Origin of the sequence: Nonomuraea sp. KM88 (assembly GCF_052245635.1) — a bacterium.
GTDB lineage: Bacteria > Actinomycetota > Actinomycetes > Streptosporangiales > Streptosporangiaceae > Nonomuraea.
Genome location: NZ_JBQQCC010000012.1, coordinates 66103 through 79649 on the forward strand (window position 1 = coordinate 66103; position 13547 = coordinate 79649).

At 71.3% G+C, this 13547-nt stretch carries 16 protein-coding genes; 10 read left to right on the forward strand and 6 right to left on the reverse strand.

The window, feature by feature from the left end:
* Positions 1-2 precede the first annotated feature (2 nt).
* On the reverse strand, positions 3-884 hold the full coding sequence (locus ACTWPV_RS31270; protein WP_347649206.1) for a MurR/RpiR family transcriptional regulator: 882 nt from the start codon (positions 882-884) through the stop codon (positions 3-5).
* A 111-nt stretch (positions 885-995) separates the two neighbouring features.
* Here ACTWPV_RS31270 and ACTWPV_RS31275 point away from each other — a divergent pair, with 111 nt between their 5' ends.
* The 9 genes from ACTWPV_RS31275 (at position 996) to ACTWPV_RS31315 (ending at position 8935) form a co-directional block, all read left to right on the forward strand.
* Positions 996-2129, forward strand: a complete 1134-nt coding sequence (locus tag ACTWPV_RS31275; RefSeq protein ID WP_443154539.1) for a C45 family autoproteolytic acyltransferase/hydolase — start codon at positions 996-998, stop codon at positions 2127-2129.
* Complete coding sequence (locus tag ACTWPV_RS31280; RefSeq protein ID WP_443154540.1) at positions 2126-3733, forward strand: ABC transporter substrate-binding protein; 1608 nt, start codon at positions 2126-2128, stop codon at positions 3731-3733. Before ACTWPV_RS31275 ends, ACTWPV_RS31280 begins: the two co-directional genes overlap by 4 nt.
* Positions 3734-3736: 3 nt before the next feature.
* Positions 3737-4654, forward strand: a complete 918-nt coding sequence (locus tag ACTWPV_RS31285) for an ABC transporter permease (RefSeq protein WP_443154541.1) — start codon at positions 3737-3739, stop codon at positions 4652-4654.
* On the forward strand, positions 4651-5493 hold the full coding sequence (locus ACTWPV_RS31290) for an ABC transporter permease (protein ID WP_347649202.1): 843 nt from the start codon (positions 4651-4653) through the stop codon (positions 5491-5493). The genes ACTWPV_RS31285 and ACTWPV_RS31290 overlap by 4 nt, the downstream gene beginning before the upstream one ends.
* Positions 5493-6434: an ABC transporter ATP-binding protein gene (locus tag ACTWPV_RS31295; protein WP_443154542.1), complete on the forward strand. Its 942-nt coding sequence runs from the start codon at positions 5493-5495 to the stop codon at positions 6432-6434. Before ACTWPV_RS31290 ends, ACTWPV_RS31295 begins: the two co-directional genes overlap by 1 nt.
* Before the next feature lies 1 nt (position 6435).
* On the forward strand, positions 6436-7197 hold the full coding sequence (locus ACTWPV_RS31300; RefSeq protein ID WP_347649200.1) for an ABC transporter ATP-binding protein: 762 nt from the start codon (positions 6436-6438) through the stop codon (positions 7195-7197).
* A 60-nt stretch (positions 7198-7257) separates the two neighbouring features.
* On the forward strand, positions 7258-8178 hold the full coding sequence (locus tag ACTWPV_RS31305) for an AraC family transcriptional regulator (protein WP_443154543.1): 921 nt from the start codon (positions 7258-7260) through the stop codon (positions 8176-8178).
* The gene (locus ACTWPV_RS31310; RefSeq protein ID WP_347649198.1) at positions 8175-8681 is read left to right on the forward strand and encodes an HAD domain-containing protein; all 507 of its coding nucleotides are present in this window, start codon (positions 8175-8177) and stop codon (positions 8679-8681) included. Before ACTWPV_RS31305 ends, ACTWPV_RS31310 begins: the two co-directional genes overlap by 4 nt.
* 62 nt (positions 8682-8743) lie before the next feature.
* The gene (locus ACTWPV_RS31315) at positions 8744-8935 is read left to right on the forward strand and encodes a PspC domain-containing protein (protein ID WP_106243857.1); all 192 of its coding nucleotides are present in this window, start codon (positions 8744-8746) and stop codon (positions 8933-8935) included.
* On the opposite strand, the gene ACTWPV_RS31320 is transcribed toward ACTWPV_RS31315, so the two are convergent.
* The 3 genes from ACTWPV_RS31320 to ACTWPV_RS31330 all read right to left on the reverse strand — a co-directional run bounded on the left by ACTWPV_RS31320 (position 8920) and on the right by ACTWPV_RS31330 (position 11185).
* Positions 8920-9795 carry a CPBP family intramembrane glutamic endopeptidase gene (locus ACTWPV_RS31320; protein ID WP_443154544.1) on the reverse strand — a complete coding sequence of 292 codons (876 nt, stop codon included), beginning with the start codon at positions 9793-9795 and terminating at the stop codon, positions 8920-8922. The genes ACTWPV_RS31315 and ACTWPV_RS31320 overlap by 16 nt on opposite strands.
* Before the next feature lie 275 nt (positions 9796-10070).
* Entirely contained in the window at positions 10071-10640 is a 570-nt protein-coding gene (locus ACTWPV_RS31325; RefSeq protein ID WP_443154545.1) for a hypothetical protein, read from the reverse strand.
* Positions 10637-11185: an RNA polymerase sigma factor gene (locus ACTWPV_RS31330; protein WP_443154546.1), complete on the reverse strand. Its 549-nt coding sequence runs from the start codon at positions 11183-11185 to the stop codon at positions 10637-10639. The genes ACTWPV_RS31325 and ACTWPV_RS31330 overlap by 4 nt, the downstream gene beginning before the upstream one ends.
* A 119-nt stretch (positions 11186-11304) precedes the next feature.
* Between ACTWPV_RS31330 and lipB the strand changes: the two genes are divergently transcribed.
* On the forward strand, positions 11305-11940 hold the full coding sequence (gene lipB / locus ACTWPV_RS31335) for a lipoyl(octanoyl) transferase LipB (protein WP_347649194.1): 636 nt from the start codon (positions 11305-11307) through the stop codon (positions 11938-11940).
* A 6-nt stretch (positions 11941-11946) separates the two neighbouring features.
* On the opposite strand, the gene ACTWPV_RS31340 is transcribed toward lipB, so the two are convergent.
* Together ACTWPV_RS31340 and ACTWPV_RS31345 are read right to left on the reverse strand one after the other, a co-directional pair.
* The gene (locus tag ACTWPV_RS31340) at positions 11947-12462 is read right to left on the reverse strand and encodes a type II toxin-antitoxin system VapC family toxin (RefSeq protein ID WP_443154547.1); all 516 of its coding nucleotides are present in this window, start codon (positions 12460-12462) and stop codon (positions 11947-11949) included.
* A complete protein-coding gene (locus ACTWPV_RS31345) occupies positions 12459-13547 on the reverse strand; it encodes a GNAT family N-acetyltransferase (protein ID WP_443154548.1) in 1089 nt (362 codons plus the stop codon). The genes ACTWPV_RS31340 and ACTWPV_RS31345 overlap by 4 nt, the downstream gene beginning before the upstream one ends.

A 13547-nucleotide genomic window follows, 5' to 3' on the forward strand; every position in this document is an offset into this window, starting at 1 on the left:
GGTTAGCGGAAACGGGGGCCGAGAAGTTGCTGGCGTAGCGCGCTCAGCTGGTGGGAGTGCTCGACCGAGCGGGTCTGGTCGAGGGAGTCGAGCGCCAGCAGCAGCGCGTCGGCCACGATGATGCCGGTCAGGGGCTCGCCGGTGATGCCCGTGGGCGTGTGCGGCGCCGCGAGTGCCGCGTCCACGCGGTCGGCGAACTCGCCGCCGAGCTCGTCGGAGATCAGCACGATGCCCGCCCCCACCGCGTGGGCCCGGTCGATGAGCACCGTGATCTCCTTCAGCCGGCGGCCCGGCTGGAAGATGACCAGCACGTCGCCGTGGCCCAAAGCGAGCAGGTCGTCGGCCAGCGCGAAGCCGGTCGCCGCGGTGGCGCGGGCGCGGTGGCCGCGGCGGCCCAGCTTGAGCGCCAGGTGGCGGGCGGCGGGGTCGGAGGCCCCGGTGCCGAAGACGAGCACGCCCGGCGCGTTGACCAGCAGCTCGACCGCCTTCCTGAACGGCTCCTCGTCGAACAGGCGCCGGCAGTGGTCGATGCGTTCGCGGGCCTCGTCGAAGACCCGCTCCCAGATGCCCGACAGGTCCTGCCCGACGTGGCTGATGCGCTGCTTGAGGCGTATGTCGGGGGCCACCGCCGAGGTGAACTCGGCCGCCAGCGCGCGCTTCAGCCCGGGCAGCCCGCCGAAGCCGAGCCGCTGCATCGTGCGCACGACGGTGGCGTTGCTGGTGCCGGTCGCGGCGCCGAGCTCCTGGGCGCTGGCGAACAGGATCTGCTCGGGCGAGGCGGACACGAGGAACTGGCACACCGCCCGCTCGGCCGGTGACAGCTCGTCCCACAACTGCCTGACCTTGGCTCTGAGCTGCTCGACCGGACCGTGTGTATTTTCCATTACGGCTATTGACTCCTCTGTAGCGATCATTACCCTGTCTTGGAAACGACCGCTACAGACTCGCCGCTTCCTGAAATGAACGTTACAGGCCGGTCGGTCCAAGGAGCACCATTGAGCCTCACATCCCTGCCTCTCGTCGAGATCTCCGGCGCTCCGCGCGAGCGGGGACGCCAGTACGGCGAGCAGGCCCGTGATCGCGTCCGGCGTGCGATGGCCTACTACGCCGAGGCGTTCGGGCACTCCAGCGGCCTGACCTGGGATCAGGTCGTGCAGCGCGCGGCCCGCTGGGTGGAGCCGAGCAGGGCGTTCGCGCCCGACCTGGTCGAGGAGATGGAGGGCATCGCCGAGGGCGCGGGAGTCGGCTTCCTCGACGTCCTGGCGCTCAACGCGCGCGGCGAGATCATCTACGACACCACGTTCAGCTCCATGGAGCCCGACGGGTGCACGTCGTTCGCGCTGATGGGCGAGGCCGCCGGCGACGGCCACGTCTACGCGGGCCAGAACTGGGACTGGCGTGACGGGGTGTCCGGCACGCTGATGGTGCTCAGGGTGGTCCAGCCGGGCAAGCCGACGGTGATCATGCATGTGGAGGCGGGGCAGGTCGGGCGGCAGGGGGCCAACTCGGCGGGCATCGCGCTCAACGCCAACGGGCTCGGCGGGCGCTTCGACGACTCGGTGGGCGTGCCGCAGACGCTCATCAGGCGCAGGGTGCTCGACAGCGACAACCTCAACGCCGCGCTGGAGGCGCTGACCAAACCGCGGGCCCACATCGCGAGCAACGCGCTCGTCACCCACCGCGAGGGCTTCGCGATCGACCTGGAGACCACCCCGGGAGCGGTCGGCTGGATGTACCCGACCGACGGGCTGCTCGTCCACGGCAACCACTACCAGGCGTTCGTGCCGCCGCAACTGGCCGCCTCCTACCGGCCCGGCTCGGCCGACTCGCTGTTCCGGGTGCCGAGAGCCGAAGGCGGGCTGCGGGCCGTGGCCGAGGCGTCCGGCACCGACGAGGCGCGCAAGCGCATCAGGCTCGCCATGTCCGACCACCTCGGCTACCCCGAGTCCCTCTGCACCCACCCCGACCCTGCCCAGCCCGCCGTCAAGCGGTGGGCGACCCTGCTGTCGAGCTGTGTCGACCTCACCACCGGCGACTACCTGATCGCGGCGGGCACGCCCTGCGACCACGAGTACGAGCGCGTGCCCTGGAACCTCTACGACGGACCGCATGGAGAAGTGACCCCGTGAAGAAGACGCTCGCCCTCCTAGGGCTCATCGGTCTCACCGCGGCCTGCGGCGGCCCCGCCGCGACCACCAAGCCGGCCGACCCGGCCAAGCTCACCCTGGTCGACCGCACGGCCAAGGCGGCGGGCCCACTCGACTCCGCCGTCTGGCTGATCGACGAGGAGCCGGGCACCCTCGACCTCGACACCGACGGCGGCACCAGCAACCGCACGATCATGGCCAACGTCTGCGAGCGCCTCATGCAGACCCAGCCCGACATGACGGTCGAGCCCTGGCTGGCGGAGAAGGCCGAGCGGCCCGACCCCAGGACCATGGTGCTCACACTGCGCCAGGACGCCACGTTCCACGACGGCTCGCCGGTCACCGCCGACGACGTCGTGTGGAGCCTCGAACGGCACGCCGGCGAGGGCATGGACGAGTCCGACGAGTTCGAGGACGTCGAATCCGTCACCAAGACCGGCGACCACGAGGTCACGATCGCGTTCAAGAAGCCCAACTCGCTGTTCGACCAGGCCATCGCGGGCGGCGCCGGGATCGTGCTGAACAAGGAGGCCGTCGAGAAGCAGGGCAAGGAGTTCGGCACGCCGGGCCACGACGACGCCTGTAGCGGGCCGTACGAGGTGGCGGAGTGGAAGTCGGGCAGCCACCTCACGATCACCCGCCACGACGCGTACTGGAACAAGGACGTCAAGCCGCTCACCAGGAGCGTCACCTTCAAGTGGGCCGAGGACACGGCGCTGGTCAACAGCCTGGTCACCGGCGAGGCGCAGGGGGCCTACCTGTCCGACACGGGGCCCGCGGTCGCGTTGCAGGACAACCAGGCGGTCAGCGTCGCCTACGGGGCCACCACGCGCGTGTACGTGCTGCTGCCCACCGACCGCGGCGTGATGAAGGACCCGAAGATCCGCCGGGCGCTGTCGCTGGCCGTCGACCGCGCGGGCATCGCGAAGTCGGGCTTCGCCGGGCTGGCCAGGCCGTGGAAGGTGCCGGTCGGGGCCGGCGCCTGGTCGTACGAGAAGGAGGCGTTCCAGGCGGCCTACGACCAGCTCCAGGGCGCCCCCGACACGCCAGACCTCGATGCGGCCAGGAAGCTCGTGCAGGAGGCCGGCGCGCCTAAGGAGCCGATCATCGTGGCCACCAACGGCGAGCAGTCCCGCACGGTCATCGCCAACGCGGTGGTCGACGCGGCCAAGAAGATCGGGCTCACCGCCCAGATCAAGACCGTGCCCGCGTCCGAGTTCGGCAGCTTCTACACCGACAAGTCGCTGCGCGCCCAGGTCGACCTGGTGCCCGACGACTGGTACATCACCAAGTCCGACCCGATCGGCTTCTACGACAACGGGCTGACCGGCTCGGCGAACAACTGGGTCAAGTTCAGCTCCCCCGAGTACGACGAGCTCGTCGCCAGGGCGCTGGAGACCACCGACGACGCGGCCCGCGCCAAGGACGTCATCGAGCTGCAGCGCCGCTTCACCGCCGACATGGTGTGGATCTCGCTGGTCGAGGTGCCCAACGCGGTCGTGCTCGGCGGCAAGGTCACCGGACCGCCCGCCTCGCAGGTCCACATGAGCTATCCGTGGGCGGCCGACCTCGGGGCCAAGGGCTGAGCCGTGGCGGTCCGCAAGCTGGCCGGGCTGGTCGCCACGCTGCTCGCCACCTCGTTCGTGATCTTCGGGGCGTCGTACGCGGCGCCCGGCGACCCGGTCACGTTCCTGGCGGGCGGCAAGGAGAACCTCACCCCCGAATACCTGGCCGCCATCCGCGCCCAGTACCACCTGGACGACCCGTTCCTGGTGCAGTACGCGCGGTGGCTGGGCGACGCCGTGACCGGCGACCTCGGGCGCTCGATGCAGTACAACGACCAGGTCTTCGACCTGATGCTGGCCCGGCTGCCGAGCACGCTCGGGCTGGTGGCGTACGCGTCGGTGCTGTTCGTGGTGTTCGGCGTCGCCCTCGGGGTGCTGGCGGCGGTCCGCGGTGGCCGCACCGACTCCGCCGTCGTCGCCGGCACCACGCTGGCCACCTCGGTGCCGTCGTTCGTCACCGCCGCCGTGCTGATCTCGCTGTTCGGCGTGCAGCTCGGCTGGTTCCCCGTCATGGGCGGCGGGTCGCTGTGGCACCTGACGCTGCCCGCCGTGACGCTCGCGCTGGGCGCCCTCGCGATCATCAGCCGGGTGACCAGGCAGGCCATGGTCGAGCAGCGCGAGCTCGACCACGTGACCGTGGCCCGCGCGTCGGGGCTGGCCGAACGGCTGATCGTCACCAGGCACGTCCTGCGCGGCGCGCTCGGCCCGATCGTGACCATGTGCGGGCTGGTCACCGCCGGCATGCTGGCGGGCACCGTGGTCGTCGAGACCGCGTTCAGCCTCAACGGGATCGGCTCGCTGCTGGTCAAGGCGATCAACACGCACGACTTCCCCGTGACCCAGGCGGTGATGCTGTTCATGGTGGCCGCGTACATCGTGGTGACCACGCTCGTCGAGCTGCTGCAGCCGCTCATCGACCCCAGGGTGAGGAGGCGGGCGTGACCACCGTCGTCTCCGCGCTCTCGCCCGGGCCCGCGCGGCCCCTCGGCTACTGGCTGGCCGGCGGTTTCCTCGGGCTGGTCGTTGCGGCGGCACTGCTGGCGCCGGTGGTGGCGCCGTACGAGCCCGACGCGGTCGACTTCGCCGCCACGCTCGCGCCCATGTCGCCCGGGCATCCGCTGGGCGCCGACCAGTCGGGCCGCGACCTGCTCACCCGGGTCCTGTACGGCGCCCGCACCTCGCTCGTCGGCCCGCTGCTGCTCCTCGCCATCGCCTCCGTCCTCGGCGTCGCGCTCGGCACGCTGGCCGCCTGGCACCGCGGCTGGGTCGACACCGTCGTGGCCCGGCTGACCGACGTCATGTACGCCTTCCCCGGCCTGCTGTTCGTCGTGCTGATCGTGGCCGTCTTCGGCAACGGGATGACCACGGCCGTCGTCGCGCTCGGCCTGGCCTACACGCCGACGATCGCCCGCTACACGAGGAGCGTCGCGCTGGGCGAGTGCGCCAAGCCGTACATAGACGCCTACCGGGTGCAGGGCATGGGCGGCTTCACCATCTGCGTGCGGCACCTGGTGCCCAACATGGCGCGCTCGATCGTCGGCTACCTGGTCGTGCTGTTCGGGGAGGGGCTGATGAGCCTGGCCACGCTGAGCTTCCTCGGGTTCGGGGCGCAACCGCCGTCCTCCGACTGGGGGCTGATGGTCAAGGAGGGGCAGCCGGCGATCGTGCAGGGGGCGTTCCTGCCGGTGCTGGTGCCGGGCGCGGCCATCGCGCTCGTGGTCGTGTCGTTCAACGTGATCGGCGTGCGCCTGGCCGACCGCATGGGCGTGAGGGGGACGTGATGGTGTTGTCCGTCGAAGGGCTGACGATCGGGGCGGGCGGGCGGCGGCCGATCCTCGGCGACGTCTCGCTCACCGTCGGCCGGGGCGAGATCGTCGGCCTGGTCGGCGAGTCCGGCTCCGGCAAGTCCACCCTCGCCCGCTCGGTGCTGCGCCTGCTGCCCCAGCACGCGACGGTGTCGGGGCGGGTGCTGGTCGCGGGCGACGACGTGCTCACGATGGACCCGGGTACGCTGCGCGACCTGCGCGCCACGCAGGTGTCGATGATCTACCAGGACCCGCGCTCGTCGCTCAACCCGGTCCGCAGGATCGGCGACTTCCTCACCGAGCGCATGGTGCACACGCTGGGCCGACCCAAGGCCGAGGCCCGCGCGCGGGCGCTGGAGCTGCTGGCCGCGGTCGGCCTGCGCGAGCCGGAACGGCACCTGCGGCAGTACCCGCACGAACTGTCGGGCGGCATGTTGCAGCGCGTGGTCATCGCCGCCGCGCTGGCCGCCGACCCGGCGCTGCTCCTCGCCGACGAGGCGACCAGCGCGCTCGACGTCACCACCCAGGCCGAGACGCTCGCGCTGCTGCGCCGGGTGCAGGCCGAACGCGAGCTCGGCATGTTGTTCATCACCCACGACCTGCACCTGGCCGCCGCCTTCTGCGACCGGGTGCACGTGTTGTACGCGGGCACGGTCGTCGAGTCGCGGCCGGCCAAGGAACTGTTCGAGGACCCGCGCCACCCGTACACCGCGGGGCTGCTGGCCTGCACGCCCGAGCTCGACGACCCCCGCCCGATCCGCCCGATCCCCGGCAGGCCGCCCTCGCTGGACGACGTGTTCACCGGCTGCCCCTTCGCGGCCCGGTGCACGCACGCCACCGGCGCCTGCGAGGAGTGGCGGCCGGAGCCCGTGACCGTGCCAGGCGGCTGGGCCGCCTGCCGCCTGGTGGAGGCCTGACATGCTCGCCGTACACGCCCTGTGCAAGTCGTACGACGGCGCGGTGGCCGCCGCCGACGTCTCCTTCGAGCTGGCCGCGGGCGGCTCGCTCGGCCTGGTGGGGGAGTCGGGGTCGGGCAAGACCACGATCGCCCGCATGCTCGTCGGTCTGGTCGCCCCCGACTCGGGCACGATCACCGTGGACGGCAGGGCCCGCACCCTCAAGGAGCGCGGCAGGGCCGCCAGGCTGCGCAGGGCCCGCGAGATCCAGATGGTGTTCCAGGACCCGTACGTCTCGCTCGACCCCCGGCTCACCGCGGCCGAGTGCCTGCGCACGGCGCTCGGGCTGCACGGCAGGGACCGCGCACGCGCCGGCGAGCTGCTCGACCAGGTCGGGCTCGGCGCCCGCGAGGCCGGGGCGCGGCCCCACCAGCTCAGCGGCGGCCAGCGCCAGCGCCTGGCCATCGCCAGAGCCCTGGCGGTCGAGCCGTCGGTGCTGGTGCTGGACGAGGCGGTGGCCGCGCTGGACGTGTCGATCCAGGCCCAGATCCTCGAACTCCTCGCCCAGGTGCGCCGCGACTCGGGCGTCGCCCTGCTGTTCGTCAGCCACGACCTGGCCGTGGTGCGCCACCTCTGCGACGACACGCTCGTCCTGCACAGGGGAGTGGTGGTCGAGCAGGGGCCGGTCGCGCGGGTGCTGGCCGAGCCCGAGCACCCCTACACCAGGCTGCTGCTCGACTCGGTGCCCCGGCCCGGATGGGACCCGGCCAGGGTCGTCCGCTGACGATATCCGTACGGCTGCCCGTGGTTGAGATGCGCAATCCGCTATGCGATCGTCTGACCCATGGACCAGCTCGCGGCGCTTCTCGACGGCCCGTGTGCCCGCGGCGCCTTCCTGCTCCGCTCGGTCCTCGCCCCGCCCTGGTCGCTGCGCATCCAGGACGAGGCCCCGCTGTCGGTGATCGCCCAGGTGTCGGGCGAGTCGTGGATCGTGCTCGACGCGGGCGCACCCGCACGCCTGCGGCCGGGTGAGGTCGCGGTCGTCCGGGGGCCGGAGCCGTACACCGTGGCCGACTGCCCCGGCACCGAGCCGCAGGTCGTCATCCACCCCGGCCAGCACTGCGCGACGCCCGACGGGCGGCCGCTCGCCGGGACGATGGACCTGGGCGTGCGCACGTGGGGCAACGACCCCGACGGCGGCACCGTCATGCTGACCGGCACCTACAACCTGGAGGGCGCGGTCAGCAGGAGGCTGCTCGAAGCGCTGCCCCGGCTGATCGTGCAGCCCGGCGGCCCGATCATCGCGCTGCTCACCGACGAGATCGTCAAGGACGAGCCCGGTCAGGAGGCTGTGCTCGACCGGCTGCTCGACGTGCTGCTCATCGCGGTGTTGCGGGCCTGGTTCGCCACCCACGAGGCGCCCGGCTGGTTCCGTGCCATGGGTGACCCGGTGGTGGGCCGGGTCATGCGGATGATGCACAACGACCCCGCCCACCCCTGGACGGTGGCCGGGCTGGCCGCCGAGGTGGGTGTGTCCAGGGCGTCGCTGGCCAGGCGCTTCACCGAGCTGGTCGGCGAGCCGCCGATGGCCTTCCTCACCGGCTGGCGGCTGGCCCTGGCCGCCGACCTGCTGCGCGAGCCCGACACCACGATCGGTTCGGTCGCCAGGAAGGTCGGCTACGGCAGCCCGTTCGCGCTGAGCGCGGCGTTCAAGCGGGTCCACGGCGTCAGCCCGCAGGAACATCGGGCGGGAGCCCCGCTGTGAAGCCGCTGCTGCTGCTCGACGTCGACGGCGTGCTCAACCCCATGGGCCGGCCGACGCCCGACTACCGGCGCTACCGGTGCACGATCGGGGGCGAGGTCTACACCGTGCACCTCAACCCCAGGCACGGTCGCAGGCTGCTCGACCTGGCCATCGCCACCGGGTCCGAGCTGGTCTGGGCGACCACGTGGGAGCAGCACGCCAACGACTGGATCGCGCCCAGGATCGGCCTGCCCTCGCTCCCCGTCATCCCGCTGACCACCGACCCCCCGAGCGAGCACGGCGAGATGTTCAAGACCCCGCACGTGGCCGCCTACGCCGGGCGGCGGCCGTTCGTGTGGTTCGACGACCAGGTGTGGGCAGAGGACGAGGACTATCTCAGGGTGCGTCAGGGGCTGACCGACTTCCTGCTCATCCACGTGGACCCGATGCGGGGCCTGACCAGCCGACATCTGGGCATGGCCCGTGAGTGGCTGACCCTTACAGGGTTTTCTCAGGGTTCCTGACGGGAGTCCGTCGGGCTCCTCGTCCGTTGTACGGGTAGGTCGTAACCACACGGAGGCATAGCATGTACCGCTCAAGAGAGCACAGGATTCTGGCCGGCGTCTGCGGCGGTCTCGCCGACAAGATGGGCCTTCCTCCCACCCTCGTCCGGATCCTCTGGCTGCTGCTCTCGCTCATCCCGGGGCCGCTCTGGGTGGTCTACGTGGCGATGTGGATCCTCGTCCCCGAGGAGCCGAAGGGCTACCGGGCGGCGTAACCCTCGGGGCGCCGGTCGTCGGTTCCGGGGGCGCCGATCTCGCGCCGGTGGCGTTCGTGACCGAGGCGTCCCCGAGTGGCCGCGATGACGACCAGGGCCAGGGCGATCTGCAAGGGCGCGCGGACCTGGCCCAGAGCGCCGAGTACATCCGCGCCGGCGAAGAAGCCCTGCACCACGAAACCCACGCAGTTGGCGGTCGCGTGGTGCAGCATCGCTATGAGCAGGCTGCCGCGCGTGTTGTTGAACAGCCACGTGAAGGTCACCGCTCCTGCGGTGACGCCGGCCGTGAACCACGCGAACACGACGAGCATGCCCGGCAGGTCCGGCGGGCTGCCGTTGTAGCCGGGAACCAGCAGGAAGACCGGCAGGTGCCAGATGGCGTGCAACGCCCCGAGCAGCAGCGATCCGGGCAGGGGTCCGAGGCGCTCCTGAAGGCCCGGCAGAGCGAAGCCGCGCCACCCCGGTTCCTCGCCGAGAGGGCCGCCGAGCACGAGGATGTGCGCGAAGGCGCCCAGGTACGTCAGGCCGAACCCCAGGGTGGGAGCTCGCAGGACGTCGAGCGTGCCGGCATGGGCCAGAACGGCGGCCACGACGAGCAGGGGCCAGCCCACGAGGACCGCGACGTACCACAGCGGGGAGACCCGCCACAGGACGAACCGCCTCAGGAGGCGGAGCACGCCCGCCCTGCCCTGCGTGACCGCCGTCATGACGAAGGCGGACAGGCACGGCCCGATCAGCGGTCCCAGGGTTCCGCCGACTCCCATCATGGGGAGCCGCAGAACGCCGAACGCCAGGCCCATCCAGCACCAGGACAGGGTGAAGGTCATGAGGAAATAGCCGGTGAGGGGATGATCCCTCATGAGCCGGGCCACTCGGTGCCAGGCTCCTCGTCCGCTGTGACGGACTTCAGCGTCTTCAGCGCTGGGCGGGTGTTCCATCTGGCTGCTCCTTCCGTCCGGCTCCCTTCCGAGGGGCCGGTGTCGAGGAGGCAGTCTTCTGAGGTCGCGCTAACAGCGGCGTAACAGCCGGGCGTTCACGGCGTGGTGGCCCGGCTCCGATTCCGGAGCCGGGCCACGGCTGCGCCGGGCCGGAACCCGCGGCCCTCCCTTTTGACGCAGTTCCCTTGACGAGCCCGTTACGGCGTGACGTTCCAGTCGACGAGGGTGCAGGGCTTGACCGGACCGGCGATCACCTGAGCCTTGAAGCGCGCGGTGATGTTCGGCTCACCGGAGCCCTCCTTGTTCTCGGAGAACTCCATCACGAGGGTCTGGCCCTTGGCGACGTACCGGGGGTCGATGTCGACGCCTCCGGTCCGGACGCGGGCGGCCTTGTAACTCACGGACTTGCGGAACTCCTCGATGCCGCCCGGTTCCCCGCTGACGACCGCTCCGCGCCCCGGCTCGCACTGCTTGCCGATCGGCACATAGCTGACGTCGGCCTGGACGCCGGCCTCGTGGAGGTCGGCCTCCAGCTTGTCGGCGTCCCTGAACTCGTTGATCTCGACGCTGATCGTGCCGTCGGTGTTCGTGCTCACGGCGTACGCGGGTGTCCCGGTGCCGGTCAGCAGGGGTACGGCGATGGCGGCCGCGGCGGCCATTCCGGCCACTGCCAGTACGGACTGCGTGCGGGTGAGGCGACGACGCCGGTCGGCGCGGGCGGCGATCTCGGTCTTCAGATCCATCAGCAACTGCTCCTCGAAGTTCATCGTGCTCCATCCATGACGAAGGACAGGTTGCGTAGCGTCCGGCGGGCGCGATGCAGGCGTACCTTGGCGGCGCCCTGACGGATGCCGAGGGCGTGCGCCGCCTCCGTGACCGTGAGCTGGTCGATGGCGACCAGCTCCAGCATGGCTCGCTCGCCCTCCGGCAGTTCCTCCATGGCCGCGAAGGCCTTCCTGGCGTCCCGCTCCGCGTCTATGCGCTCTTCGAGCCTGGCGACGTCGTCGGCGGCCAGTTGCCGGCGGCCGTTCATCCGGTCCGTCAACTGGTGCTGCCGGTAGACCCGCCGTCGCTCGGCTGAGATCGTGTTGCGGGCCACGCCGTACAACCAGGCGATCTCCGTGCCCAGGTCGGCCCGGTAGGTGTGGGCCGAGTCGAGCACCGCGACGAACACCTCGGCCACCAGGTCCGCGACCGTGTGCGGGTCGTCGACGCGGCGGGCGAGGAAGCGGGTGACGGCATCGACATGTCGCCGGTAGAAGGCCTCGAAAGCCGCAGGGTCCGTGGCGATCTTCGGCTGTTTGCGACGCACCGGCCATGCTCCCTTCGTCGATTGACACCCCTGCTTGGTGAGAAGTGGCCGAAGGGTTACAAGAGTGGTCGTTCGGGGCGCGTGCTGTGTGGCTTCGGCGGCGGCTTATCCTCGAAGTCATGAGGGCTAGGCCGCTGACGCTCATCGAGGATGAGCTCGTCGACTACGACAAAGCTATGGAGCGCATGACCGACCTGGTCGGGCAGCGCCAGCGGGACGAACGACCGGACACACTCTGGCTGCTGAGCCACCCCTCCGTCTACACGGTCGGCCGCCGCACCCCGCTCGACCACCTGCCCGACCCGGCGCGCGGCATCCCCGTGGTCGAGACCGGGCGCGGCGGGCAGCTCACCTACCACGGGCCCGGGCAGCTGGTCGGCTACCTGATCGTCAAGCTCGACGACGACCAGGGCATCGTCGACTACGTCCGCGAGGTGGAGCTGCGGATGGTGGAGGCGCTGGGCAAGCTGGGCCTGCCGGCCGAGCGCCGCGACACTCCGCCCGGCTCCGAGCTGCTCACCGGCGTCTGGACGGCCGGGACCGGCCGCAAGGTCGTCTCCATCGGGATGCGGCAGAGCCGGGGCGTCACGAGCCACGGGTTCGCGCTCAACGTCGACGGCGACCTCACGCCGTGGGACTGGGCGGTCGCCTGCGGGATGCCCGACGTCGACATGACCTCGCTCAGGCGCGAGCTGGGCGCGGCTTCGATGGCGGACGTCCGCGCGGCCGTGGCCGCCGCTTTCGAGGCCTCCTGAACGGGGTCAGGCGCGCGGAAACACCTGCACGTCGGCGTTGAGCCCGCTTCCGACCAGCTTGCCGTCACAGGTGAGGAGGGGAGCCTCGAGTGCCTCGGCCAGCGCGAGATAAGAGGCGTCGTACGCGGTGTAGTTGTGCCGCAGTTCCCAAACCCGATCCGAGATGCCCCTGGTTTCGTAACGCGAGATGCTGAGGGCGAGATAGTCGGCCCGTGCCTGCTCTGCCGCGATCGTGGTCAACTTGCCGCCCAGTGCCAGTCCCCGGAGAGCCGAAAGCACCTCCACATCGAGCAGGTGTGGAGCGTGGACGCTTGCCTGAAGGGCGTCAAGCAGCTCCGCGCTCGCCTCGCGACCGGTCAGTGCCTCGACCGCCGACAGCACCCACCACAGCGCGATGCCGATCAGCGCCACGCCCACCGCGATCGGCGCGTAGTTGACCGACGTCCAGGTGAAGCCCGGGTTGCCGGGCACGCCCTCCGGCGAGAACGGCATGACAAAGTTGCCGGGCGGCGGTTCCGTCACCTCGTTCCGGCCGGCTCGCGGACGGCGCCGTCCGCGGTGGCGGGCTTGGCGAGGAAGGCCGTGGCGCCGTCGGAGGACTCCGTGCGGTATCCCTGAGCATGGTAGAGGTTGAGGTTGCGCCGGCTCCGGGCGCCGGTGGCCAGCACGATGCGGCGGCAGGAGGCGTCGGCCGCGGCTTCGGCCTCGCGGAGCAGCCAGCGCCCCACACCCTGGCCGCGCAGATCGGGGACGACGCCGAGGCGGCTCACGTGCCAGTCGTCGTCCACGCGGCGCGTGCGCACCATGCCCAGGAGGCGGCTGTCCCGCCACAGGCCCGTGGCCTGCCAGGTGGCCAGCCACGCGCGGACCTGGTCCAGCGACTCCCCCAGGGCGGGGATGGCCAGGGTGTCGTTGGCCAGCGCCTCCTCCAGCCAGCAGCAACGCTGGAGCACCAGGACCTCCGGGGCGTCGTCCGGGGTCAGCGCTCTCACGTACGACCCCGGCACCGGCCCAGGATCTGAGCGGGTCCGCTCGCGCATCGGGCGCAGCGCGTGGGCGAGGCGGGCGAGCTCGTCCAGGACGCCGATGGCGGCCCGGTCGCGGCCGGCGTCCGGGCGCACCCGTCCGTCGTCGAGGGCGTCGGCGATGCGCAGGGCGACCGTGGCGCCCAGCGGTACCAGCCGCAGCGTGGTCACCACCTGCTTGGCGTGCTGGACCGACCGGGTGCCCGCCGAGGTGTTGCCGTAACTGACGAACCCCATCGGTTTCCACGCCCACTCCCGGCCCAGGTAGTCGAGGGCGTTCTTGAAGGCCGCCGGCATGCCGTAGTTGTACTCGGGGCTGACCGCGATGAAGCCGTCCGCCGCGTCCACCATCGCGCTCCACCTCTTGGTGTGCTCGTGCCGGTAGAGGCCGGACGCCGGCTCTTCCTCCTCGTCCAGGAACGGCAGGGCGAGGTCGCCGAGGGCCACCGGCAGCAGCTCCACGCCCAGCTCCGTCGCCCGTGGCGTGATGGCGTCGATCAGCCACTGGCCGACCGCCGGGCCGAGGGCGCCGGGACGAGTGCTGCACATGAGGACGAGGACCCGCAGAGGTTTCGTTGACAT